General features: G+C 64.9%; 20 protein-coding genes. 7 read left to right on the forward strand and 13 right to left on the reverse strand.

Annotated features, from left to right (window positions below; genetic code table 11):
• Positions 1-539: 539 nt before the first annotated feature.
• The 6 genes from flgF to ACCQ04_RS09835 all read right to left on the reverse strand — a co-directional run bounded on the left by flgF (position 540) and on the right by ACCQ04_RS09835 (position 5,510).
• Complete coding sequence (gene flgF, locus ACCQ04_RS09810) at positions 540-1,295, reverse strand: flagellar basal-body rod protein FlgF (protein ID WP_005921307.1); 756 nt, start codon at positions 1,293-1,295, stop codon at positions 540-542.
• A gap of 144 nt (positions 1,296-1,439) precedes the next feature.
• A complete protein-coding gene (gene flgE / locus ACCQ04_RS09815) occupies positions 1,440-2,663 on the reverse strand; it encodes a flagellar hook protein FlgE (protein ID WP_016901724.1) in 1,224 nt (407 codons plus the stop codon).
• A gap of 31 nt (positions 2,664-2,694) precedes the next feature.
• Positions 2,695-3,366 carry a flagellar hook assembly protein FlgD gene (locus ACCQ04_RS09820; protein ID WP_016901725.1) on the reverse strand — a complete coding sequence of 224 codons (672 nt, stop codon included), beginning with the start codon at positions 3,364-3,366 and terminating at the stop codon, positions 2,695-2,697.
• A 37-nt stretch (positions 3,367-3,403) separates the two neighbouring features.
• Positions 3,404-3,811, reverse strand: coding sequence for a flagellar basal body rod protein FlgC (flgC, locus tag ACCQ04_RS09825; RefSeq protein ID WP_005914451.1), 408 nt, complete (start codon positions 3,809-3,811; stop codon positions 3,404-3,406).
• 3 nt (positions 3,812-3,814) lie between these two features.
• Positions 3,815-4,216 carry a flagellar basal body rod protein FlgB gene (flgB, locus tag ACCQ04_RS09830; RefSeq protein WP_024939612.1) on the reverse strand — a complete coding sequence of 134 codons (402 nt, stop codon included), beginning with the start codon at positions 4,214-4,216 and terminating at the stop codon, positions 3,815-3,817.
• A gap of 349 nt (positions 4,217-4,565) precedes the next feature.
• Complete coding sequence (locus tag ACCQ04_RS09835; RefSeq protein WP_016901727.1) at positions 4,566-5,510, reverse strand: chemotaxis protein CheV; 945 nt, start codon at positions 5,508-5,510, stop codon at positions 4,566-4,568.
• A 364-nt stretch (positions 5,511-5,874) separates the two neighbouring features.
• On the opposite strand from ACCQ04_RS09835, the gene flgA reads away from it, so the two are divergent.
• From flgA to ACCQ04_RS09855, 4 genes are all read left to right on the forward strand, one after another.
• Positions 5,875-6,519, forward strand: coding sequence for a flagellar basal body P-ring formation chaperone FlgA (gene flgA, locus ACCQ04_RS09840; RefSeq protein ID WP_024939613.1), 645 nt, complete (start codon positions 5,875-5,877; stop codon positions 6,517-6,519).
• 66 nt (positions 6,520-6,585) lie between these two features.
• A complete protein-coding gene (gene flgM / locus ACCQ04_RS09845; RefSeq protein WP_016901729.1) occupies positions 6,586-6,897 on the forward strand; it encodes a flagellar biosynthesis anti-sigma factor FlgM in 312 nt (103 codons plus the stop codon).
• Between the two features lie 15 nt (positions 6,898-6,912).
• Positions 6,913-7,245: a hypothetical protein gene (locus ACCQ04_RS09850; protein ID WP_024939614.1), complete on the forward strand. Its 333-nt coding sequence runs from the start codon at positions 6,913-6,915 to the stop codon at positions 7,243-7,245.
• A gap of 151 nt (positions 7,246-7,396) precedes the next feature.
• On the forward strand, positions 7,397-8,623 hold the full coding sequence (locus ACCQ04_RS09855; RefSeq protein ID WP_039527359.1) for an ATP-binding protein: 1,227 nt from the start codon (positions 7,397-7,399) through the stop codon (positions 8,621-8,623).
• 152 nt (positions 8,624-8,775) lie between these two features.
• Here ACCQ04_RS09855 and ACCQ04_RS09860 read toward each other — a convergent pair whose 3' ends face one another.
• Both ACCQ04_RS09860 and ACCQ04_RS09865 read right to left on the reverse strand, forming a co-directional pair.
• Positions 8,776-10,497 carry an EAL domain-containing protein gene (locus tag ACCQ04_RS09860; protein ID WP_016901733.1) on the reverse strand — a complete coding sequence of 574 codons (1,722 nt, stop codon included), beginning with the start codon at positions 10,495-10,497 and terminating at the stop codon, positions 8,776-8,778.
• A gap of 3 nt (positions 10,498-10,500) precedes the next feature.
• Positions 10,501-12,633: a sensor histidine kinase gene (locus tag ACCQ04_RS09865; RefSeq protein ID WP_226427818.1), complete on the reverse strand. Its 2,133-nt coding sequence runs from the start codon at positions 12,631-12,633 to the stop codon at positions 10,501-10,503.
• A gap of 120 nt (positions 12,634-12,753) precedes the next feature.
• Here ACCQ04_RS09865 and ACCQ04_RS09870 point away from each other — a divergent pair, with 120 nt between their 5' ends.
• Complete coding sequence (locus ACCQ04_RS09870) at positions 12,754-15,540, forward strand: bifunctional diguanylate cyclase/phosphodiesterase (RefSeq protein WP_372358757.1); 2,787 nt, start codon at positions 12,754-12,756, stop codon at positions 15,538-15,540.
• A gap of 893 nt (positions 15,541-16,433) precedes the next feature.
• Here ACCQ04_RS09870 and ACCQ04_RS09875 read toward each other — a convergent pair.
• From ACCQ04_RS09875 to ACCQ04_RS09895, 5 genes are all read right to left on the reverse strand, one after another.
• On the reverse strand, positions 16,434-16,718 hold the full coding sequence (locus tag ACCQ04_RS09875) for a hypothetical protein (protein WP_047128680.1): 285 nt from the start codon (positions 16,716-16,718) through the stop codon (positions 16,434-16,436).
• Positions 16,719-16,802: 84 nt separating this feature from the next.
• Positions 16,803-18,080, reverse strand: coding sequence for a methyl-accepting chemotaxis protein (locus ACCQ04_RS09880; RefSeq protein ID WP_184455874.1), 1,278 nt, complete (start codon positions 18,078-18,080; stop codon positions 16,803-16,805).
• A gap of 60 nt (positions 18,081-18,140) precedes the next feature.
• Positions 18,141-18,755 carry a high frequency lysogenization protein HflD gene (hflD, locus tag ACCQ04_RS09885; protein WP_226427819.1) on the reverse strand — a complete coding sequence of 205 codons (615 nt, stop codon included), beginning with the start codon at positions 18,753-18,755 and terminating at the stop codon, positions 18,141-18,143.
• Complete coding sequence (gene mnmA / locus ACCQ04_RS09890; RefSeq protein ID WP_054590953.1) at positions 18,755-19,891, reverse strand: tRNA 2-thiouridine(34) synthase MnmA; 1,137 nt, start codon at positions 19,889-19,891, stop codon at positions 18,755-18,757. The genes hflD and mnmA overlap by 1 nt, the downstream gene beginning before the upstream one ends.
• Positions 19,888-20,346 carry an NUDIX hydrolase gene (locus tag ACCQ04_RS09895; protein ID WP_024940110.1) on the reverse strand — a complete coding sequence of 153 codons (459 nt, stop codon included), beginning with the start codon at positions 20,344-20,346 and terminating at the stop codon, positions 19,888-19,890. Before ACCQ04_RS09895 ends, mnmA begins: the two co-directional genes overlap by 4 nt.
• Before the next feature lie 250 nt (positions 20,347-20,596).
• Between ACCQ04_RS09895 and clpS the strand changes: the two genes are divergently transcribed.
• The gene (gene clpS / locus ACCQ04_RS09900; protein ID WP_016901748.1) at positions 20,597-20,917 is read left to right on the forward strand and encodes an ATP-dependent Clp protease adapter ClpS; all 321 of its coding nucleotides are present in this window, start codon (positions 20,597-20,599) and stop codon (positions 20,915-20,917) included.
• Between the two features lie 142 nt (positions 20,918-21,059).
• Complete coding sequence (clpA, locus tag ACCQ04_RS09905; protein ID WP_039527343.1) at positions 21,060-23,342, forward strand: ATP-dependent Clp protease ATP-binding subunit ClpA; 2,283 nt, start codon at positions 21,060-21,062, stop codon at positions 23,340-23,342.
• The last annotated feature ends 153 nt before the right edge of the window (positions 23,343-23,495 follow it).

A 23,495-nucleotide genomic window follows, 5' to 3' on the forward strand; every position in this document is an offset into this window, starting at 1 on the left:
GCTCGGTGGCGGCATCCATGCCGCCCCACGGTCCCGCAATCGGCGAGGCCACCGCACCAGAGAGTTTGAAGGTTGCTTTCTTAAAGCTTGTCCATTGCTCGGCTTGCATTGAGAGATCATTGGACGCGCCGTTATCCAAGCAACCCACGTCAGGCATTGTTTGCACCATGCACGCCGACCATCTCGACAGGTCCTTGCCCGCCCACCGTCGCGGGACCTTACGCGGCATGGATGCCGCGTAAGCGCCTACACGGACGTACTTGCGGCGTGTCCTGCGATGGTGGGCGGGCAAGGGCCCTGCAGCCAAGTCACAAACCAGCCGCTCTGCAGCGAATGCCCAGATCAACAGCATTGCCAACTGCACACACCTGGCCGACAAACCATCGCTAGTCAGCGTCAACCGCGTACGAACCACCTGCGAGACCGCGGGAGTCGAACGACATGCCACTTCGCTCGCGAGCCACGTCCCTCGGGCGGCCGCCAGGTGCTCGGTAGCGCGGCAAGCCAACCAGCGGTGCGTCAATGGGCGCCAGTGGCGCTTAGCCGCTGACCCGCAGCAGCGAATTGGCCGACTGCGCGTTGTCGTCGCCGTTCTTGATGATCTTGACCTGCATTTCGAACTGCCGCTGCAGCTGGATCATCTCCACCAGCGCGCCGGCGGCGTCCACGTTGCTGCCCTCCAGCATGCCGCTGTTGATGGTCTTGCCGGTGGCCACCGCAAACGCCTGCGCCGGGTCGGTGCTGGTGTTACGCATCAGCCCGTCCGGGCGCCGCGTCAAACGGTCGGCGGGGGCATCGACCACCTTCATCTTGCCGACGATGGCCATGGTCTGCGGGCCTTCGCCCTGCGGAATGATCGAGATGCTGCCGTCACTGCCGATCTCCATCGCCTGGTGCGGCGGGATCGTCATCGGATTGCCGCCCTCATCCAGCACCGCATGCCCATTGGCGGTGACCAGCTGGCCATTGGCGGTGAGTGCCAGCTCGCCGTTGCGGGTGTAGGCCTCGCTGCCGTCGGGCGACTGCACCGCCAGCCAGCGGTCCTGCTGCAGCGACACGTCCAGCGGGTTGCCGGTGACCTTCTGGTGGCCCTGGCTGCGGTCGAAACCCTGGTCCACATGCAGCGCATCGATCCGCGACGGATAGCCCTTGCCCTGGATCTTGAACGCCTCGGTATTGGCCAACGCAGCCTTGAACCCCACCGTATCGACGTTGGCGAGATTGTGCGACACGGTGCCCTGCGCCTGCAGGGAGGCGCGGGCGCCGGTCATCGCAACGTAGAGAGCTTTGTCCATGAGGCACCGGGGTTGGGGAGTCGGGATTCGGGATTCGTAAACGCGGGCTATTGCGACCTGGCAGAAGAGGGAGTAGGGCCGGTATCCGCTTGACGGAGTACCGGCTCTTGCCAATCCCTAATCCCCAATCACTCATCCCAGCCGTTAACGAATATTGATGATCGTCTGCGTGACCTGATCCTGGGTCGAGATCATCTGCGAGTTGGCCTGGAAGTTGCGCTGGGCCACGATCATGTTCACCAGCTGCTCGGTCAGGTCCACCGTGGAGGATTCCAGCGAGCCGGATTCGATCTGGCCCAGGTCCGAGGTGTCCGGCGCGCCGGTGCGGGCGGCACCGGAGGTGTAGCTTTCGGCCCACATGTTGTTGCCCTGCGACTGCAGGCCCTGCGGGTTGACGAAGGTGCTCAGCGCGACCTGGCCCAGCGGCTTGTCGGCGCCGTTGGAGTAGCGCGCGAACACCACGCCGCTGGTATCGATGCTGATCTCGTTGAGCTTGCCGCTGGCATAACCGTCCTGGCGGGTGTCACGCAGCGCGAAGGCTTCGCCGTACTGGGTCGAGCCGCTGACGTTGAGCTGCATGTTCAGCACGCCGGCGCCGGTGCTCGGGGTGAACGGGTCCATCGTGATGATGCCGTTGGCCGGGGTGGTCAACGCGCCGGTATCGGAGAACTGCAGCGTGGTGGGCGCGCCGACCGCGGCACCGTCCACGTAGTTGTGCACCTGCCACTCGTTCGGGTTGGCGGTCTTGACGAAGTAGGAGGTCTGCACATGGCTGACGCCCAGCGAATCGTAGACGTTGATGCCGCCGGTGGAGTGGCTGTAGGTCTTGTCGTCGGCCGGGCTGAACGGGGTCACCGACGGGGCGGTGGCATTGCCGGGCAGGGTGAAGGCCAGGTTGACCGTGGAGGTCGACTTGGGCGGGCTGTCGGTGGTCAGCAGCTGCAGGTCCGACAGGCGGCCGACGTCGAAGCCGTTGCCGCTCGGGTTGGGGGCGAAGACTTGCAGGCGCGCGCCCTGCGGATTGATCACGTAGCCGTTGGCATCGGTCTGGAAGTTGCCGGCGCGGGTGTACATCTTGGCGCCGTTGGAGGTCACGGTGAAGAAGCCTTCGCCGGAGACCGCCAGGTCCAGGCTGCGCCCGGTCGGATCGATATTGCCCTGCGAGAACTGCTGCGCCACATTGCTGACGCGCACGCCCGAACCCACCGCGTTGCGCGACAGGCCGTAGCTGGTGCTCTGGAACATGTCGGCAAACTCGGCACGCGATTCCTTGAAACCGGTCGTGTTGACGTTGGCGATGTTGTTGGAGGTGACGTTCAGATCGGCATTGGCTGCGTTGATGCCGGACAACGAGGTATTGAAAGCCATGGATGAGGTCCTTTAAGTGTCGGTTGCCGGCTCAGCTGACGCGGAGCACGTTGGCGAGCGGGGAAGTGCCTAGCCCGGTCAGGTTGAGATACAGGCCGTCCGAGCCGATCGTGACGCTGTCCACCGGCGCGTCGACATAGGTGGACAACTTGCTTTTGGAACCGGCGGTGTCGGTCTGGGTGGCGGTCACGCCGTACTTGCCGGCGGCCATGCGGTTGCCGTTGGCATCGGTGCCGTCCCAGGCAAACGACACTTCACCGGCGGCGCTGGCCGGCACGCTGAGCTGTTTGACGAAGGCGCCGTTGGCATCGGTGATTTCGAAATTGACGGTGCCGGCCGAGGTCGCGGCGACCACGCCCTTGGCCGAATTGGTGGCATCGATGGCGAGCTGTGCGGACGGCACCAGCACGTTGTGCCCGACCAGCGAGGCGCCCTTGAGCACCTGATCGCTGCTCTGCGCCGCCGAGAAGCTGCTGACCTTGGTATTGAGGTCGCCGATGCCCTGCACGGTGGAGAACTGCGCCAGCTGGCCCAGAAACGCGCTGTTTTCCATCGGCTTGAGCGGGTCCTGGTGCTGCAGCTGCTCGGTCATCAACTTGAGGAAGTCGGCCTGGCCGAGCGATTCCTCCTTCTTCTTGGTCGCTGTGGCGCTGCTGGAGGTCAGCCCGAGGCTGGTGTAGAGGTCACTACCGATCGTGCTCATGTGAAAGGGTCCGTAAGGGAAGGGTCAGCTAGGAGGGTCAGCGACCCATGGTCAGGGTGGCGAGCGCCAGTTCCTTGGCGGTGTTGAGCATTTCCACGCCGGCCTGGTAGTTGCGCGAGGCCGAGATCATGTTGACCATTTGCGAGACCGGGTCCACGTCCGGCGAGAACACGTAGCCATCGGCATCGGCCAGCGGATGGCCGGGCTCGTAGCGACGGATCGGCGGCGCGTTGGTGGTGGTGATCTCCTTGACGTTCACCGAGGTCAGGCTGGGGTCCTGGCGACTTTGCTGGGCCTGGAAGATCGGCTCGATCGGCTTGTAGGTCGCCTCGGCCGAGCCAGCGACGGAGTCGGCATTGGCCAGGTTGGAGGCGATGGTGCTCAGGCGGACCGACTGCGCGTGCAGCGCCGAGCCGGCCACATCGAAGATGGGTAGATTGCTCATGACTTATTGGCCGGTGATCGCGGTGAGCATCGAGCGCACCTTGGATTCGAGGAAGCTCAGCGAGGCGCGGTATTCCAGCGCGGCGCGGCCGTAGGCAGCACGTTCGGCATCGGGATCGACGGTATTGCCGTCCAGGCTGGGCTGGTCGGATTCGCGGGTGATCTGGAAGGGGTTGAGTCCGGCACTGCTGCCGATCTCGTAATGCTTGGCGTCGGTGGTCTGCAGCAGGGTGCCGTCGCGCACGCCTTCGGCCGATTTGAGCGCCGCCTCGAAATTCAGATCCTTTGCCTTGTAGCCAGGGGTATCCACATTGCTCAGATTGCTGGCAATGAGCTTCATGCGCTGCTCGCGTAGCGGCAGAGCATCGCCGTGGATGCCTAGAAAGGACGAGATGGAATTGGACACGGTGCTCTCCCGCGAAGTGTTACCAGGGAGAAAGCAATGTTTGTGCCAATCGAGGTGGTACGGGCCGCGGAACGCGGAGAACAATCGGAGCTGCCGACGAACGGCGGCTTGGCCGTCCGGGAGAAGCGGTGAACCTGCGTCCGTCGCGGAGCTGGTTCACTCAGGCGCGCCAGGCCGGAAGGTTCGGCACTAACCGAGGCGCGATCCGGCCACGTCCGGCGTCAGCGGATGTCACTTTAAAAGCGGGTCGACGCACACCGCCCCGACTTCAATGCTGCCGGGCTCTTGGAAGCCCGGCGCAGCGCCTTGTCGCTGCCATCGGCTCCGACCCGGCAGCCGCCTGGCCTGCTCAGGCCGCTTCGGCGACCACTTTCAGACGCGCCAGCACGTAGTCGGCCAATTCGTGGGCGCTGTACTTGGCCACGAAAGCATTGGCGCCCACCTGTTCGACCATGGCGTTGTTGAACACGCCCGACAAGGAGGTGTGCAACAGCACGTAGAGGCCTTGCAGGCCCGGCGTGCGCCGGATTTCCGTCGTCAGCGTGTAGCCGTCCATGGCCGGCATTTCGATGTCGGAGATGACCATCGCATAGCGGTCGGCCGGATTCTCGCCTGATGCAGCCACCTGCAAGAGGTGGTCCAGCGCCTGGCGGCCGTCGGACAACAAGGTCGCCGAGACGCCGAGCTGGTCGAGCACGCTGCGGATCTGCTGGCGCGCCACGCGCGAGTCGTCCACCACCAATACCTGGAACTGCCGGTCGTAGGCGACCAGCTGCAGCGAGGGATCCAGCTGCACGTCCTTGCTGACCTTGGCGATGTCGGCGAGCACGCTTTCCACGTCGATGACCTGGATCAACTCGCCCTGGAAGCGCGTCACCGCCGTCAAATAAGTGGCTTCGGCGCCCAGTTCCGGCGGCGGGTGGATATCTTCCACCGCAATATTGACGATGCGCTCCACGCCGCTGACCAGAAAGCCCTGAACCGAGCGGTTGAATTCGGCCACCACCAGGTAGCCGGGGCCGTTTTCCGAGTGCGCGTCGCGCTCTGGATGGCCGATCGCCAGGCCCAGGTCCAGTACCGGCACCGAGCGCCCGCGCACGTCGGCTACGCCGGCGAACTCGGTCGGCAGGCCGGGCACCTGGAACAGCTCCGGGCGGCGCAGCACCTCCTGCACCTTGAACACGTTGACGCCAAAAAGCTGGCGCCCGCCCAGCCGGAACAGCAGCAGGGCCAGTCGGTTGTGGCCAGCCAGACGCGTGCGCTGGTCGATGCGGTTGAGCAGATCGTGGGTCATGGGGCAGATATCGACAGCGCCCCTGGAAAACTTGAGTGGTTTTAAGTTTGGTGTGGGGCGCTGTCGGGATTGGGGAGTCGGGATTCGGGATTGGCTCAAGCGCCGGGATCTGGTGATTTGGGATTGGGGATTGGCTCAAAGGCGTGAATGAGCGCGTTGGTCAGGCCGTTGCTGCTTCTGCAGCCCTGAAGACTTCGGAGGCAGTTGGTCGGATAGACGCGCTGGCTCAAAGGGCCTTGGCACCGGCCAAATGAATCACCCGCCAAGCCGCTTTTACAAATCCCCAATCCCAACTCCCCAATCCCGGCAAAAAACAGGCACGCCTCTTGCACTGTCTGTTCCGTCTCCCTCCGGATCTGGTCCCATGCGCCTGCTCCTGCTTGTCATCTTGTTGGCTGCCGCTCCGGCCTGGGCCCAGAGCTATCAGTCTGTCGATTCCATCCGCGCTGCGGCGCTGGCCACCGTTGGCCCGGATGCCGAGGCCGAGGCCACGCTCGATCCGGGCTTGCGCATGCCGGCCTGCCCGATCGCGCTGCAGGCGCAGCCGACCGGCACCAATACGGTGGAAGTGGCCTGCCCGCAGCCGGCCGGCTGGCGCCTGTTCGTGCCGCTGAAGGTGCGCCGCAACCAGGATGTGCTGGTGCTGCGCCGGGGCATCAGTGCTGGAGAAACCATCTCGCTGGCCGATATCAGTATCGAGAAGCGTGACGCCGCCCGCATCGTCGGTGCGGTGCTGGCCGATCCGGTGGCGGCGGTGGGCAAGACCGCCCGGCGCATCCTGCCGGCCGGCTCGCTGCTGTCGGCCAACGATCTGGTCACCCAGCGGCTGGTCCGGCGCGGCGATACCGTGCCGCTGGTGGCGCGCAATGGCGGGCTGGAGGTGCGCATGAGCGGTCGCGCGCTGTCCGATGCCGGCGAGAACGAGCGGGTTTCGGTGGAAAATTCCTCTTCGCGCCGGGTGGTGCAGGGGATCGTCGAAGCGAGCGGGACCGTTGTGGTGTCCAGATAGAAAATCGCTATAAAGTTTTTTTTTGGCATGCCGTTATCCCCTACGACCTGTAGAGGAGTTCCCGACATGAGCCAGAAAATCGAAGGCAATCTACCGACCGCTGCAACCCTTCGCACCGCGGCCACGAGCAGCAAGATCGCCTCGGCCGGTGAAGATCGCGCGTCCCCGATCGCCGCATTGCCGCCGACCGACAGCGTCAAGCTGACCGGTGAGGCGACCAACCTGCAGAACCTGCAGCGCACGCTGTCGCAGTCCTCGGCGATCGACACCGGTCGCGTCCAGGCAGTGAAGGATGCGTTGCAGAACGGCAGCTACTCCATCAACCCGGATGCCATCGCCAGCCGCATGATGGATCTGAATCAGCAACTGGCGGGCTAATCCCCGACCCAAAGGATGAACGTGAACGAGTTCCTGCAACGTCTCAGCGATGCGCTGGCCGGCGAACGCCAGGCATTACTCGAGAACGACATCGATGGGTTGATGCGCCATACGCAGGACAAGCTGTCGGCACTGCGCGCGCTGGAAGCGGCAATGCCCCAGGGCGAAGAAGAGCGGCTGCGCGAACTGGCCGAAGCCAATCGCGCCAATGGCGCGCTGCTGGCACGCCGGCGTCGCGAGGTGAACTGGGCACTGCGTCATCTGGGCCGCACCGAGAGTGCGCCGTCCTACGACGCCAAGGGCCAATCGAGCGTGCTGCGCGGCGGTCGTTCGCTGGCAGTGGCCTGAAGCACCGCAGCGTGCCCGAGCGCACGCGCAGGCTAAACGATGTGTGTAGTGCAGCTTTGAGCTGCCCGGTCGTGCAAGAGCGTGGCCCCGCGCAATACGAGGCCTGGGCGGTTCGGCGTATATTGAAGCGTCCTCTACGCCGCCCTGTCCCGTGACTGCCAAGTTTTTTCTCAATCAAACCCTGTTACCGTCCTCGACCATGCTGCGCGCCTTCGGCGACCAGATGCTCGAAGGCGTGCTGCTGTTCCGCGCCGACGGACAGCTGATCCTGGCCAACGCCATCGCCCGCCAGAGCCTGTGCAAGGAAGATCCTGCCGACGACCGCAATCTCGGCGAACGGATCTCGCAGGTGCTGCCGTCGGATGCGCTCAATCAGGCGCGCAGCAAGGGCAGCTGGACCGGCAGCCTGCCGGTGGCCGATCGCGTGGTCATCGCGCATCTGTACTACAACGAAGAGCAGGGCGTCGGGCACTTCCTGGCGCTGTTCCACAACATCGAAGGCCAGCAGGACTACGAGCGCGAGCTGCAGCAGCGCCATGCCGAATTGCGGCAGGCCTATCTGCGTTTGAACGGCGCGCAGGACAAGCTGCTGCAGTCGGAGAAGATGGCCTCCATCGGCCAGCTGGCCGCCGGCGTGGCGCATGAAATCAACAATCCGATCGGCTATGTGCACTCCAATCTTGGCAGCCTGCAGGAATACCTGCGCAGCCTGTTCACGCTGATCGAAGCCTATGAGCGCGCACTGCAGGCGCCGGATCCGAAGGCGCTGATTCCGGAGATCGACGAGATCCGCAACCGTGCCGACATCGACTTCATCAGCCGCGACCTGCCGCAGTTGATGGCCGAATCGCGCGAGGGCATCGAGCGGGTCACCCGCATCGTGCGCGACCTCAAGGACTTCTCGTATTCGGACCGGTCCGAGTCGTGGAAGATGGTCGACCTGCATGCCGGTCTCGAATCCACGATCAACATCATCTGGAACGAGCTCAAGTACAAGGTCACGCTGGAGCGCAATTACGCCGAGCTGCCGTTGGTGGAATGCCTGCCGTCCGAGCTCAACCAGGTCTACATGAACATGCTGCTCAACGCCGGCCAGGCGATCGTCGAGCGCGGCACGATCACCGTCACCACCGGCCGTGACGAGACCGAGAATGTCTGGATCCAGTTCCAGGACAGCGGCGCGGGCATCGCCCCGGACCTGCTGCAACGCATCTTCGACCCGTTCTTCACCACAAAGCCGGTCGGCAGCGGCACCGGCCTGGGCCTGTCGATCTCCTACGGCATCATCAACAAGCACCACGGCCGCATCGACGTCGAAAGCGTCCCGGGCCAGGGCGCCAGTTTCCGCATCGTGCTACCGGTGCGACAGCCGCGGTAGCGCTTCGCGCTGGGATTGGGGAGTCGGGATTAGGGATTGGCAAGAACGGTTTTGCCGCGCTCTTGCTGTCTGCCTTGCTCAGCGAATCTCCGATTGCGGCTCAGGAATATCGCTGTTGGCTTTTGCTTTTACCAATCCCCAATCCCGAATCCCTATTCCCTGCCGTTACGCAGCTCATCATGCGTGCGAAATGCCTGACGAATGTGCTCGCGCAGCTCGTCGTCGTTCCAGGGCTTGGTCAGGAAGCGGTAGATCGCGCCGCGGTTGATCGCTTCGGTGACCGTGGCCAGGTCGGTGTAGCCGGACAGCACCAGGCGCACGGTGTCGGGGTAGAGCATCTTGACCCGGCCCAGGAACTCGGTGCCGCTCATGTCGCTCATGCGCTGGTCCGACAGGATCACCTGCACGTCGTTGGTGGCGAGCAGGTCGAAGGCGTCGCGCACGTTGCCGGCGGCCAGGATGCGGTAGCCATCGCGGCGGAACAGGCGCACCAGCGAGCGCAGCACGTTTTCTTCGTCGTCCAGCAGCAGCAGCGTGCGGTCGGGGCGGCTTTCGGCGAACGATTCCGGGCGCAGGTAGCGGCGGCGTAGCGCCATGCCGGCCGACTCGGCCGACATCGGTTCGCCGAACAGGTAGCCCTGGAAGATGTCGCAATCGTTGCGCCGCAAAAAGCCCAGTTGCGCCTGCGATTCCACGCCGTTGGCGATCACCGTCATGCCGAGCTGGTGGCCCATCGCGATGATCGCGCGGGCAATCGCCGCCTCGCGGCTGCCGGCCGGCGCGCTCTTGATGAAGCTGCGATCGATCTTCAGCCGGTCCACCGGATAGCGCACCAGCGCGCTCAGGCTGGAATCGCCGGTACCGAAGTTGTCCAGGCTCAGGCTGATGCCTTCGTTGCGCAGGTTGGCCATCGTCTCGTGGACGAAGTTGACGTTGTTGGTCAACGCGCTTTCGTTGATCTCCAGCGTGACGAACTGCGCCGGCACGCCGGCGGTCTGCAGCATCGCCATCACTTCGTTGAAGAAACCCGGGCGCAACAGCTGCAGCGTGGACACGTTGACCGCGATGCTGAAATCGTCGAAGCCCTGGTCGCGCCATAGCCGCGCCTGGCGCACCGCGTTCTGCAGCACCCATTCGCCGATCTGCACGATCACCCCCAGACGCTCGGCGGTACGCATGAAGCGCTCCGGCACCAGCATGCCCAGGGTGGGCGACTGCCAGCGCAGCAGCGCTTCCATGCCGACGATGCGGCCGTCGCGTGCGCTCACCAGCGGCTGGTAGCGCAGCCGCAGTTCGCCATGCGGGATCGCATCGACGATCTGCCGCGCAATGATGCTTTCGCTATGCGCATTGGTGGTCGAGTTGCGCGTGTACAGCCGCACCGTATTGCCGCCTTCGCGTGCGGCCTGGTAGCTGGCTTCTTCGGCGTAGTCGAGCAGGATCGACAGCGAGGTCGAGTGTTCCGGGCACAGGCTGATGCCGACCTTGCCGGTCATGAACAAGGTGTACGGCAGCACCGACAGCGGCAGTTCCAGCTGCTGGCGGATCTCTTCGGCAAAATCCTCCGGCAGCGGGGTGTCTTCGCGACGCACCGCCACCACCACCATTTCATCGCTGCCATGACGCCACAACTTGCCGCGCGTGCCGAGAAAATCCTGCAGCCGGCGCGCCACCAGCGTCAGCGCCTGATCACCGACTTCGGCACTCATGTTCTCGTTGATCGAGGCGAAGTGATCGATATCGATGTGGAACACCATCAACGGCGGGCCGCCGGATGCGGCAGCGTCCACCAGATGCAGCAGTTCGGGATTGCCCGCGCCCAGGCGGGTGGGTTTGACGATTTCCAGTCCGGGCGGGATTACGGGGCTCCACATGACTTAACGTCCACCATCGTCGTGGACGGACTCGCCGACCGGGTGATAGGGCAGGCGCAACGTCACGCGCGTGCCTGCTCCGGGTGCTGATTCTATCGCGAGCGCACCGCCGACGGTTTGCGCACGCTCACGCATCACGATCAGCCCGAGCCCACGCGGGCCTTCCGGCTCGAAGCCATCGCCGTCGTCGCTGACTTCCAGGCGGAAGCTCTCGCTGTCGATCGAGTACAGCCGCATGTGCACTTCGCCGGCGCAGGCGTGGCGCAGCGCGTTGGTCAGGCTTTCCTGCGCAATCCGGAAGCACGCCTGCTCGATCTCGTTGCCCGGGCGCACGTCCAGTGCCTGGATATCCAGCTCCAGCCGCACCGGCGATGCACGAAACAGCATCGAGGCCTGCCAGCGCAGGGCCGCTTCCAGGCCCAGCGCATCCAGCTGCGGCGGACGCAACAGCATCGACAGGTTACGCAGCTTGGTCACGGTGCTGTCGGCCAGCGACACCACTTCCAGCAGGTCTTCGCGGCGCGCGTCAGGATCCGGCTCGTCCAGCGCCGCATGCGCGGACAGCTTCATCGCGGTGATCGCCTGGCCGATGTCGTCGTGGAGATCGCGCGAGATCGCGCGGCGTTCGTCCTCCTGCAGCGAGAACAGGCGCTTGGCCATCGCCTGCAACTCGGCATTGCTCTCGGCCAGCGCATCGCGCATGCGCTCGGGTTCGCTCAGGTCGCGCACCACCAGCAATTTGCAGCTGCGTCCGCCATAGCGGATATCGCCGGCCGACAGGCCGGCATAGAACGTGCTGCCATCGCGACGGCGCATCGCCCGTGCGCTGGACACCGGCTCGTTGCGATCGCTGCCCGCGCGCAGGTACTCGCGCACCACCGGCAGGTCGCTGTCGCCGACCAGCGTCTGCAGCGGCTCGCCCAGGATGGTTTCGCCCTGGAAACCGAACTGCACCGATCCGGCGGCATTGGCATACATCACGTGCTCGTCGGCCAGGATCAGCACGCCATCGGGCAGCACCCTGACCAGCTCGCGGAACTGCTCCTCGCGCTCGCGCAGCAAGCGGCGCGACTGCTCGCGCTCGCTGACGTCCTGCAGCGTGCCATGGATATGCCGGGCGCCGTTCGGGTTGGTGACGCTTTCGGCGCGCAGATGCACGGTGCGCGGCTGCGAATCGCCGCCGGTCAGCGGCAGCAGCACGTCGATCTGCACGTCGCCACCGGTGCACATGTCCTCGATCATGCGTTCGATCCGCGCCTGGGTGGCGGTGTCCGAGGCGGTCAGCAGTTCTTCCAGCCGATGCTCGCGCCGATGCATCGGCACGCTGCGGCCGAGCAGGCGGTACACCGCCGGCGAGTAGCGCCCCAATCCGGTTGCGCGATCCAGCTGCCAGGAACCCAGCCGCGCGATGCTCTGCGCCTCTTCCAGCCGCTGCAACGCCTCGTCACGCAGATGCTGCGCCTGCCGTTCCTCGCTGCGGTCCACGGTGACCACCAGGCGGGCAGGGCCGCTGGCCAGATGCAGCTGGTTGCTGCGGATCTCGACATGGCGCGGGCCGCTGCGGGTCAGCAGATCCTCGTGCAGGGTGCAGGTGGCGTCGCCCTTGGCGCGGATATGGGCGATGATCTCCTCAAGGCGTGCGCCGTCGGCGTTGGGCCAGATCGCCTGCAGCGTCTGCTGCAGAAATTCGTCGCGTTCCCAGCCGAAGAATTCCAGCGCTGCCGGGTTGGCATCCAGGATGCGCAGCGTGGCCAGGTCGTAGATCAGCGCAGGGCTGGGCAGGGCCAGGAACTTGGCCTGCAGCACCGCTTCCGATTGCGCCAGTTGCGCGTGCTCTTCCACGATCAGCGCCACGAAACGGCGCAGCACCAGGTGGATCACCACGCTCGACACCAGCAGGAAGCTGGCGTCCGACCAGCGTTCCGGCATGGCGGCGCCGGCCAGGTGCAGCAGCCGGTTGCCCAGCAGCAGCCAGATCACCCCGACCAGCAAATACAGCCCGGTCAGGGTCCACAGACCTTGCTGCAGGCGCTCGGCGAGGCGAAGACGGGACACGGGAGCGGACGAAAACGCGGGCGCGGCGACAGGATGAGGCATGGGTCCGCGGACGACCTTTGGTGCTGGCGATGCAACCATCTTAGCCGCAACTCGTCCCGGTTCGGTCGAGCCCGAAACACGCGCCTCAACTAATCGGGGAAACGGCCGTTATCCATTGCGACTCCGAAGGCCGGGGTCGATTCTTCGGAGTGTTCCAGAGTGGACTCAGGCGTCATTGCAAGCATGCTGCAGCACCCGCTGACCTCGGCGGTGGTGTTGTTGGATGCGCATGGTCAGCCTCTGGCGGCCAACCGCGTTGCGCAATCGTTGGGATTGCCGGCCACCCTTGGCGCCTATGCCGAAGTCCTGGAAAGCAGTCGGGCCCAGGTGGCCAACAGCGGCGGCATGACCGCCTGCGTACTGCCGGGTACCGGTGGCGGGCGTCTGGAGGGCTGGCTGCGCGCGGTCAGCGACGAACACGGCCAGGTCATGGCCTTCACCCTGAGCATCCCCGAGCCGATGGGCGCCGACGGTACCAGCCGCTGGGAAATCGGCCTGGACAGCGCCGATCACGGACTGTGGGACTGGGACATTCCAGCCGATGTGGTCTACCGCTCCGAGCGCTGGACCCGCATGCTCGGATATTCCGAACAGTCGCTGCCGAACAATCTCACCGCGTTGTCCGGGCTGATCCATCCCGACGACCACGCGCTGGTCAGTGCGGCCGTGCAGGCGCACCTGGACGGCCGTACCGATACCTATACCGCCGAATTCCGCCTGCGTCAGCACGACGGCCAGTGGCGCTGGATCCTGGATCGCGGCCGCGTGGTGTCGCGGACCGCCGACGGCCGCCCGCTGCGCATGGTCGGCACGCATACCGATGTGCACCACCACAAGTTGCTCGAGCAGCAGCTGCGCGAGCAGCAGGCCCAGCTCGAAGAGGCCCAGCGCATCGCCAGCATGGGCAGCTGGAGCTGGGACACGCTCAAGGACGCGCTGTGGGTGTCGCCGGATTTCCTGCAACAGCTCGGCGTGACCCAGCAGCGCCTGCAGGGCATTCGCGACATCCTGCGCCTGCTGGGCCGGCCGTCGGTTGCGCATTTGCGCAGCGCCTGGCGCAAGATCAAGCACGAAGGCCTGCCGGTGCATTTCGAGCTGGAGATCAATGGGCTTGGCGACGTCAATCCGCATCACCTGCGGGTCTGGGCGCAGCCGGTGTTCGACGGCAACGGCAGCATGGTGCGTCTGCTCGGCCAGTTGCAGAATGTCACCGAGCAGCGCCAGACCGATGCATTGATTCGCTGGCGCACCGAGCTGCTCAACCGCGTGTCTGCGCTGGGCAAGATCGGCGGCTGCGAGATCGAGGTCGACACACGGCGCATGCAGTGGACCGAGGAGTGCTACCGCATCCATGGCCTGCGCAAGGAAAACATCACCCTGGAGCAGGCGCTGTCGCTGTACACGCAGGATTCGCGCGACGCCTTCGAGGCGGCGCTGCTGCGTATCTCCGACGGCGGCCTGCCCGAACAGCTGGAGCTGTGTTTCTACCGCAACTCCGGCCAGCGGATCTGGGTACAGGTGCTGATCGAGCTGGATCGTCGCGAAGGCCTGCCGCCGCGGTTCGTCGCCTTGTTCCGCGACGTTACCCGCGAACGCGAAGCCAACGAGCGCATCGAGCTGCTGGCCCACTACGATCGCCTGACCGGTCTGCCGAACCGCTTCCTGCTGCGCGAGCAGGCAGAGAACGCGATCCGCGAAGCACACGAGCGCGGCCAGGTACTGGCGATGCTGCTGATCGATCTGGATGGCTTCAAGAGCATCAACGATTCCTTCGGTCACGCCACCGGCGACAATCTGCTCAAGCTGGCCTCCGCACGCCTGCACCAGCATCTGCGCAACAGCGACCTGTTCGGTCGTTTCAGCGACGACGAATTCATCGTGCTGCTGCGCGATCTCTCCGAACCGGAAGACGCCGGCCATGTTGCGCGCAAGCTGATCAGCGCGCTGGGCGAACCGCTGCGCAAGGATCATGTCACCCTCAAGCTCGGTGCCAGCATCGGTATCGCGCTGCAAGGAGAAGGCCTCTCGGATTTCGACAGCCTGCTGCGCGCCGCCGATGCAGCGATGTATGCAGCCAAGGAATCCGGCCGCAACACCTTCCATTACTACAGCCAGGACGTGCTGATGCGCGCCCAGCGCCGCCTGGAGCTGGAACACGCGCTGCAAGGTGCGCTGGAACGCGAAGAGTTCACCCTGGTCTATCAGCCGCTGGTCAATACGGTGGGCGAATCCTCGCCGGCGATCGAAGCGCTGATGCGCTGGAATCGCCCCGGCCATGGCCAGTGCAGCCCGGTCGAGTTCATTCCGATTGCCGAGGAGTGTGGCGAGATCGTGCGCCTGGGCGAATGGGTGATCGGCGAGGCCTGCCGTCAGGCCGTGGTCTGGGACCGCGCCGGGCTCAATTTCAGCCGCATCGCGGTCAACGTCTCTGCGGTGCAATTGCGCGAGCGCGGCTTTGCCGAGCGCGTACTGGAAATCTGCCGCGACAACGGCTGGTCGCCATCGCGCCTGGAACTGGAGTTGACCGAATCGGCCTTGATCCGCGATTCCGACTCGCTGCGCCGCTGCTTCGAGCTGTTCGAACAGAATGGTGTGCTGTTGGCGGTGGACGACTTCGGTACCGGTTTCTCCAACCTGCATTACCTCAACCGCTTCCCGGTGCAGCGTCTGAAGATCGACCGCAGCTTCGTGCAAGGCATGCTCGACGACGCCAACACCGCCGAAGTGACCCAGGCCATCGTGCATCTGGGCCACGCGCTGGGCATGCAGGTAGTCGCCGAAGGCGTGGAAACGGTGCAGGAAGACGCATTGCTGCGCCAGCAGGGCTGCGACGAAATCCAGGGCTACTTCTACTCGCGGCCGCTGTCGCCGCGCGACATGGCGCAGTGGCTGCGTGAAGCCGAAGCCGGCATGCGCCTAGGCGCACGCCTGGTCCTCGCCAACTGACGCAAGCTGTCACAGCGCCAGGCGTCGCCCGCCGCCTATTGAAATGCGCCGCTCGAAAGCTCAGCGAGTCGAGGGCGCGATGCCCTCGCCACTTGCGGGACACGCCGTGAATCCATCCCTGGAGGCTCCTCGGGTTCCAGCAACCGGCAGGAGCACCGCACCAGAGAGTTGGTCGGTGGCCAGACAAAGACACACATATTGCAAGGCCTTGAGACTTTGAGAAGTCCATAGCCTGCCTGTCGAAAGCCTGCCTGTTATTCGGCTTGCGTGAGGAGGATTTTCGGACGCAAGGTGATCCGAACAATGCACCTCATGCGCTGCTTGCAACCACACACACCGACTATCTCGACTGGTCCTTGCCCGCCTACCATCGCGGGACCTTACGCGGCATGGATGCCGCGTAAGAGCCTACATGGATGTACTTGCGGCGTGTCCTGCGATGGTGGGCGGGCAAGGGCCCTGCAACCAACCTGCAAAGCCAGGCGCTCTACACCTGATCCAGCACGCGCCAGAGGACCGAAAAGGTACACGCCGGGATTCTGGGCAAAAGTAGCGTCGTGCCGGTGCAGCCCGCTCATCATCGCGGGACCTTGTGCGGCATGGATGCAGCTCAAGCGATTTCGAGAACGGATTCAAGGTCTGACCAGCGACAGTAGGCAGGCAAGGGCCCTGCAGCCAGGCCGCAGATCATCCGATTGACGTGTTGCCTTATGTCGTAGAAGTGCTCGAGCAGACGGGCAGGGGAGACCTCACCCTGGTGCTGCAATCGCACGGCATTGCCTGTTCGGCGCCACGCCGGGTGGCATGGCCTGATGCACAAGCGCCAAGGGTCGGGCAGTGGATACAGCCAGCGGGGCGCCTGCCGAGGCACGCCCCGCTGTCGCACAGAAACGTCAGCGTCCGGATACGTCCACAGCGGCGCCATCCAGGCCCAGATCCCAGGCCACGGTCGCGAACAGCAGTTCTTCTTCGCTGCAGCTGCGGCGCGGGTGCTGCATTGCCTGCACTTCCGCACGCGCGGCACGCTCCAGCCGTTCCAGCGCGGCCGGCATGCGCACGCTGCGCAGCGCGGGCCGGGCAGCGTCGCTTTGCGCAATGCGCTGGGCGTGTGCAGCCGCCAGCGCGGCTGATTCCAGCACGGCCGTGGGTGCATCGGTGGGCGGGGCAAGGAGCGTCATCAGGGGAATACCAGGTTGTTGCGGAACGACAAATCCCCGGAAGGCCGGGGAATGTCGGAAATCAGACAGTGCGTGGCATCGGTCTTAGAACAGCTCGACCGTACCGGCGCCCATGCCTTGCTGCGCCACCGGCTTGTGCGGCGGGCGCTCCCATTCCACACGCATGTCGCGCAGGCGGTTGGACACCTTGGCCAGCGCGGCGACCAGATCGCTGTCGTACACGCCGCCATTGCGATGCAGCAGTTCCTGCAGCGCCACCGCTTCGCGGTTGATCGCGGTGAGGCGATCGAGGTGGGTGTGGATACCGCTCAGCGTCTGCGTGGCGATGTCCTCGAACTGCAGGGCACGCACCGCTTCGGCCACGCTACCGTCGATGGAGCGCGCGCATTCGGAAATTTCGCGCATGCCGTCGCCCAGCGAGGCGTTGATCTGCGCAACGTTCTCCAGCATCGCCGCCGATTCGTGGCGGGCTTCGCGGGAGCGATCCATGTGACGCGAGGCCAGCTGCGAGACCGTTTCACGCACCTTGGCGATCGATTCCTTGGAGCTGTGCGCCAGCTTGCGGATCTGTTCGTTGAAGGTGGTGGAACGCTCGGACAGGTTGCGCACCTCGTCGGCGACCACCGCGAAGCCGCGACCGGCTTCACCGGCACGGGCTGCTTCGATGGCGGCGTTCAAGGCCAGCAGGTTGGTCTGGTCGGCGATCGACTTGACGTCTTCCAGCAACGCGAAGATGCCATCCAGGTGCTGCGCCATCTCATCGATGTGATGCACGGTGTTGGTGCTTTGGCCGCTCACCTGTTCCAGCGCTTCCACCAGTTGCTCCATGCGGGAGCTGGCGTGCTGGGCGAAGCGGGCGACGTCGACACCGGCGCTGCCGTCGTCACCGGCACGGTCGACGATGCGGGCCAATGCCTGGCTTTGCTGGCGCGACTTGCGGTTCATCGCTTCGAAGCTGCCACCAAGACCGGACACGGCCTGGCGGATCAGTTCGCGGGCACGCTCGACTTCCGAGCGTGAACCGTCGACTTCGTTGCTGACGAACGTACGCAGTTCGTTGAGCAGTTGGTCCTGCTCGCGCAGGATGCGGGTCTGGTCCGGATGACGCCGGAACTGGGAGTAGGTCACCCAGGCAGCGAAACCGAGCCAGCTGAGCGTCATGGTCGCCAGGATCGCCCAGCGCACCGAAGCGGGCCAGTCGAATCCGACAGCGAAGGGAAACAGCAAGGTCAGGGCCAAAGGGGCGGCCAGACGGATAAGTGGACGTGAATACATGGGCGTTCTCGGCAGAGTCACGGTTGCTGTATCGGCCGTCCCCCCTGCGTCTTTAGCGACGATCGCCACATCGTCTCGCCCGTTCAAGCTTCGTTGACACGCGCCAGTGATCGCCAGCGCGTGTAGCACACCGGAATCGCCAGTGATTTAGCGCAGCGCGCGGTCCACCGCATCGATCATTGCGCGCTTGGCAAACAGGAAATCCCACAGGCTGCCACCCATCTGCCGCCACAACACGGCCGAGCGGACAGCGGCCAGCAGCAGCGCGCGGATTTCCGCGACCACGCCGGCCTGGCCCAGGTAATGCGGATTGCCCTGCACCATGACCTTGGGGCGCAGGTGGCTGATGGTCTGCGCATACAGCCCGCCCAGCGAACTCAGCACGTCAGGGTGGCCGCTGTCGCCCAGGCTGTGTGCCTGCCGCGCCGCTGCCTCGATGCCATTGGAGACCGTGGCGACGGTGGCGGTGTCGCGCACGAAGCGGCGCTCCAGCTGCAGCACTGCCAGCGCCAGCCGCGGCAGGACCTCGTCCTGGCCCTGGTTGTGGAAATAGTTGTGCAGCACCCGCAGGCCCTGCGCCACATCCGCGGCCGAGCCGTACACGGCCTCCGGCGAGGACGCATCCACCCGGAACACGCTGTCCATGGCGGTACGCACCGTCGCAGCCTCCGAATGCCCGGTTTCGGCGATCCGCCGCACCTGTTGCAGGGCCTGGGCGACGCCGGCAAGCGCCAGCACGCGGTGATCCATGGAAGAACTCATCAAGCCACTACCTCAGGTGAAAAAGAAGATCCCGCCAGTTGGCGTTCCAGCGGCGCATCGGTGGCGGCAATGACTGCGCCACCCAGGCATTCCTCGCCGTCGTACAACACCAGCGACTGCCCGGGCGTCACCGCCCGCTGCGGCCGCTCGAAACGCACCTGCACGCTGCCATCGTCCTGCACTTCCACCGTGCACGGCTCGTCGGGCTGCCGGTAACGTGTCTGTGCGGTGCAGCCGAAGCTGCGCGCCGGCGGCGCCCCGGTGACCCAATGGGCCTGCTCGGACTGCAGCCAGCGCGATTGCAGCAGCGGGCTGTCGCGGTCCTGGTCCACATACAGCACGTTGCTCGCCACATCCTTGCCGACCACGTACCACGGCGCGGCGGCACGCCCACGCACGCCACCGATGTTCAGGCCTTCGCGCTGACCCAGGGTGAAATAGAACACCCCCGGATGCTCGGCGATGCGCTGCCCCTGCGGGTCGCGGATCTCGCCGCTGCGTGCGGGCAGGTAACGGCCCAGAAACTCGCGGAAGTCGCGCTCGCCGATGAAGCAGATGCCGGTGGAATCCTTCTTGGCATGGGTCGGCAGACCGGCGTCCTGGGCGACCCGGCGCAGCGTGCTTTTTTCCATATCGCCGATCGGAAACAGCGTCGCGGCCAGCTGGGTCTGGCCCAGCTGATGCAGGAAATAGCTCTGGTCCTTGCTGCGGTCGGCGCCGCGCAGCAGGCGCCAGCGCCCGCCGCTGTGCGCCACCCGCGCATAGTGGCCGGTGGCGATGCGCTCGGCGCCCAGTGCCTGGGCCGCCTCCAGAAAATGCTTGAACTTGACCTCGCGGTTGCACAGCACGTCTGGATTCGGCGTGCGCCCGGCCGCGTATTCGGCCAGGAAGTGCTCGAACACGCCGCTCCAGTATTCGCCGGAAAAGTCGCGGAAGTGGAACGGGATGCCCAGCACCCCGCATACCGCCACCGCATCGCGGCGGTCGTCCTCGGCGCGGCAATCGCCGCTGCCGTCGTCGGCCCAGTTCTGCATGAACAGCCCTGCGATCGACTCGCCCTGCTGGGCCAGCCGCCAGGCCGCCACCGACGAATCCACACCGCCGGAGACACCGACAACGATCCGCGGCGTACTCATGCGACGTGCCGCACCAAGGCCAGGGGATGGCGCTGGCCGGCCAGATAGTCGGCCACCACCTCCCACACCAGCGGGCTGCGCAGGCGCTCGCTCGCGCTGCGCAATTCGTCCGGCGTCATCCACAACGCGCGCACCACGCCGGTATCCAGGCTGCGCTCGGGATGGTGGGTCACGGCCTCGGCGACAAACGCAAACCGCAGGAAGCATTGGCCAGTCGGGGCGACCCATTGGTAGGTGCCGATGAAGTGGGTCAGGCGGACATCCCAGCCGGTCTCTTCCAGCGTCTCGCGCACCGCCGCATCGAGCAGGCTCTCGTCCGGTTCCAGATGTCCGGCAGGCTGGTTCAACAGCAGCTTGCCGCCAATGGTCTCTTCCACCTGCAGGAAGCGCCCGTCGCGCACCACCACGGTGGCCACGGTGACATCCGGATGCCAACGTTGGTCGGAAGCACTCATCGCTGCGGGTCCTGCGTGATTGGGGCCGCGCTCGCGCTGGCGGCGAACCGTACGGTTTGAAGCCGGGTCAAGCGGCGCTGCGACCCGGCAAGGTGCACGGAGCTGGACAAGTCGGCAGTGAACGACGGCGCCAGCAACCGCGCGGTCAGGGAATCGGTCATCAAGGGCCAGCCATGGAATCGGAGACAAATTGTGCGGGGCGCGGCGTAAATCGTCCAATGCGTGCGGCGATGAACCGTATAATGCCCGGATGCCTCGTAAGACCTCACACGAACACGATCACGGCCTCACCGTCGAAGCCAGCAAGCCTGAAGTGGCGCCACCGCCGCGTTATCAGGTGCTTTTGCTGAACGACGACTACACCCCGATGGACTTCGTGGTGACGGTGCTGCAGCAGTTTTTCAACCTCGATCTGGAGCGGGCCACGCAGGTCATGCTGCATGTCCACACCCGTGGACGCGGCGTCTGCGGGGTCTACAGCCGCGAAGTTGCCGAGTCCAAGGTGGCGCAGGTCAATGAATTTTCGCGCATGAACCAGCACCCGCTGCTGTGCACGATGGAACAGACCTGAGGCGTCAATCCGATCATTCCAGCAGCGCAACACTGTGGCTGCAATCACATGCTAACGCCGTCTGAACATGCCTATCCGATAGGGTTGTGGTAAATCCCAACAAAAGCCGCATATTGTTGGCAACAGCCGTTCGGAGTTACCAATGTTCAGCAAAGACCTAGAGCAAACCATCGGCCAGTGCTACAAGCGAGCACGCGAGGCGCGTCATGAGTTCATGACCGTCGAGCACCTGCTGCTCTCGCTGCTGGACAACCCGTCCGCCCAGGCCGTCCTCAAGGCTTGCGGCGCCGACCAGGTGCGTTTGCACAACGATCTGGAGCAGGCGATCGAGGCCTCGGTCTCGCGCCTGGCCGAAGACGATGGCCGCGACACCCAGCCCACCCTGGGCTTCCAGCGTGTGCTGCAGCGTGCGGTCTATCACGTGCAATCCTCGGGCAAGAAGGAAGTCACCGGCGCCAACGTGCTGGTCGCGATCTTCGGTGAGAAGGATTCGCACGCGGTGTACTTCCTGAACCAGCAGGACATCACCCGTCTGGATATCGTCAATTACCTCTCACACGGCATCGCCAAGCTGGGTGAAGACGGCGAGCAGCCGTCCGCTTCCGATGGCGAGCCCAAGAGCGAGGGCGGGGAGGGCGAGGCCAAAGGCGATGCGCTGGCCGAGTTCGCCACCAATCTCAACGAGCAGGCCCGCAACGGCAAGATCGACCCGTTGGTCGGCCGTGGCGACGAAATCGAGCGCACCATCCAGGTGCTGTGCCGCCGCCGCAAGAACAACCCGCTGTACGTGGGCGAGGCCGGCGTGGGCAAGACCGCGATCGCCGAAGGTCTGGCCAAGCGCATCGTCGACAACGACGTGCCGGAGGTACTGGCCGATGCGGTGATCTTCTCGCTGGACCTGGGCGCGCTGGTGGCCGGCACCAAGTACCGTGGCGACTTCGAAAAGCGCCTCAAGGGCGTGCTGGCGGCGCTGAAGAAGGTGCCCAACGCGGTGCTGTTCATCGACGAGATCCATACCATCATCGGTGCCGGATCGGCGTCGGGTGGCACCATGGATGCGTCCAATCTGATCAAGCCGGCGCTGTCGTCGGGCGAGCTGCGCTGCATCGGCTCGACCACGTTCCAGGAATACCGCGGCATCTTCGAAAAGGACCGTGCACTGGCACGTCGCTTCCAGAAGATCGACATCGTCGAGCCGACCGTGGGCGAGACCTTCGAAATCCTGCAGGGCCTCAAGCCCAAGTACGAGGCGCATCACGGCGTGACCTATGCCGATGACGCGCTGCAGGCGGCCGTAGACCTGTCGGTCAAGCACATCGGCGACCGCCTGCTGCCGGACAAGGCGATCGATGTGATCGACGAGGCCGGTGCGCGTCAGCGTCTGCTGCCGGAAGGCAAGCGCAAGGAACTGATCGATATCGAGGAGATCGAGACCATCGTCGCCAAGATGGCGCGGATTCCGGCCAAGCAGGTTAGCGCGACCGACAAGGACGTGCTGCAGCATCTGGAGCGCAACCTGAAGATGGTGATCTTCGGGCAGAACCCGGCAATCGAGACGCTGGCCGGCTCGATCAAGCTGGCACGCTCGGGTCTGGCCAATCCGGAAAAGCCGATCGGCAACTTCCTGTTTGCCGGCCCTACCGGCGTCGGCAAGACCGAGGTCACCAAGCAGCTCGCGCTGCAGCTGGGGATCGAACTGGTGCGCTTCGACATGTCCGAGTACATGGAAGCGCATTCGATCAGCCGCCTGATCGGTGCGCCTCCGGGTTATGTGGGCTTCGATCAAGGCGGTCTGTTGACCGAGAAAATCGTCAAGACGCCGCACTGCGTGCTGCTGCTGGATGAGGTGGAGAAGGCGCATCCGGACATCTTCAACATCCTGTTGCAGGTCATGGATCGCGGCATCCTCACCGACACCAACGGGCGCGAGGCGAACTTCAAGAACGTGATCCTGGTGATGACGACCAATGCCGGCGCCACCCAGGCGTCGCGGCGGTCGATCGGCTTCACCAAGCAGGATCACTCCACCGATGCGATGGAGTCGATCCGCCGCGGCTTCACGCCCGAGTTCCGCAACCGCCTGGATGCGATCGTGCAGTTCCAGCCGCTGGGCTTCGATCACATCCTGCGGGTGGTGGACAAGTTCATCATCGAGCTGGAAATGCTGTTGCAGGAAAAGCATGTCTCGCTGTCGGCCACCCCGACTGCGCGCGACTGGCTGGCCCAGCACGGCTTCGATCCGTTGATGGGCGCGCGCCCGATGTCGCGTGTGATTCAGGAGAAGATCAAGCGTCCGCTGGCCGACGAACTGTTGTTCGGCAAGCTGGTGGAAGGCGGTCGGGTCAGTATCGACGTCAAGGATGGCGAACTGGTGGTGGAAGCGCACCCGGAACCGGAGCGTCTGCTGCCGGCAACGGTCGACTGACCGCCTTGCGGTCCTGAAACGAAAGAACCGCTCGAAAGAGCGGTTTTTTTTATGCCCTCAGAACTTGTGGCCCGAGTGAGGGGCGCGTAGAAACCGGGCGGCGGTCGCGGCTCGCGAGGAGCAACGACAGCGCGCTTCCAGAGCTTGGGCAGG

Origin of the sequence: Xanthomonas sp. NCPPB 2866, from assembly GCF_041475745.2 — a bacterium.
GTDB lineage: Bacteria > Pseudomonadota > Gammaproteobacteria > Xanthomonadales > Xanthomonadaceae > Xanthomonas > Xanthomonas arboricola.

Bases quoted from the DNA above. Each gene is read 5' to 3' on its own strand.
- hflD (WP_226427819.1), bottom strand. From the start codon at position 18,755: ATGAGTTCTTCCATGGATCACCGCGTGCTGGCGCTTGCCGGCGTCGCC.
- ACCQ04_RS09850 (WP_024939614.1), top strand. From the start codon at position 6,913: ATGAACGTGAACGAGTTCCTGCAACGTCTCAGCGATGCGCTGGCCGGC.
- flgA (WP_024939613.1), top strand. From the start codon at position 5,875: ATGCGCCTGCTCCTGCTTGTCATCTTGTTGGCTGCCGCTCCGGCCTGG.
- ACCQ04_RS09860 (WP_016901733.1), bottom strand. From the start codon at position 10,497: ATGTGGAGCCCCGTAATCCCGCCCGGACTGGAAATCGTCAAACCCACC.
- clpA (WP_039527343.1), top strand. From the start codon at position 21,060: ATGTTCAGCAAAGACCTAGAGCAAACCATCGGCCAGTGCTACAAGCGA.
- ACCQ04_RS09835 (WP_016901727.1), bottom strand. From the start codon at position 5,510: ATGACCCACGATCTGCTCAACCGCATCGACCAGCGCACGCGTCTGGCT.
- flgM (WP_016901729.1), top strand. From the start codon at position 6,586: ATGAGCCAGAAAATCGAAGGCAATCTACCGACCGCTGCAACCCTTCGC.
- ACCQ04_RS09895 (WP_024940110.1), bottom strand. From the start codon at position 20,346: ATGAGTGCTTCCGACCAACGTTGGCATCCGGATGTCACCGTGGCCACC.
- flgC (WP_005914451.1), bottom strand. From the start codon at position 3,811: ATGAGCAATCTACCCATCTTCGATGTGGCCGGCTCGGCGCTGCACGCG.
- flgE (WP_016901724.1), bottom strand. From the start codon at position 2,663: ATGGCTTTCAATACCTCGTTGTCCGGCATCAACGCAGCCAATGCCGAT.
- ACCQ04_RS09865 (WP_226427818.1), bottom strand. From the start codon at position 12,633: ATGGTTGCATCGCCAGCACCAAAGGTCGTCCGCGGACCCATGCCTCAT.
- clpS (WP_016901748.1), top strand. From the start codon at position 20,597: ATGCCTCGTAAGACCTCACACGAACACGATCACGGCCTCACCGTCGAA.
- mnmA (WP_054590953.1), bottom strand. From the start codon at position 19,891: ATGAGTACGCCGCGGATCGTTGTCGGTGTCTCCGGCGGTGTGGATTCG.
- ACCQ04_RS09820 (WP_016901725.1), bottom strand. From the start codon at position 3,366: ATGAGCACGATCGGTAGTGACCTCTACACCAGCCTCGGGCTGACCTCC.
- flgF (WP_005921307.1), bottom strand. From the start codon at position 1,295: ATGGACAAAGCTCTCTACGTTGCGATGACCGGCGCCCGCGCCTCCCTG.
- ACCQ04_RS09875 (WP_047128680.1), bottom strand. From the start codon at position 16,718: ATGACGCTCCTTGCCCCGCCCACCGATGCACCCACGGCCGTGCTGGAA.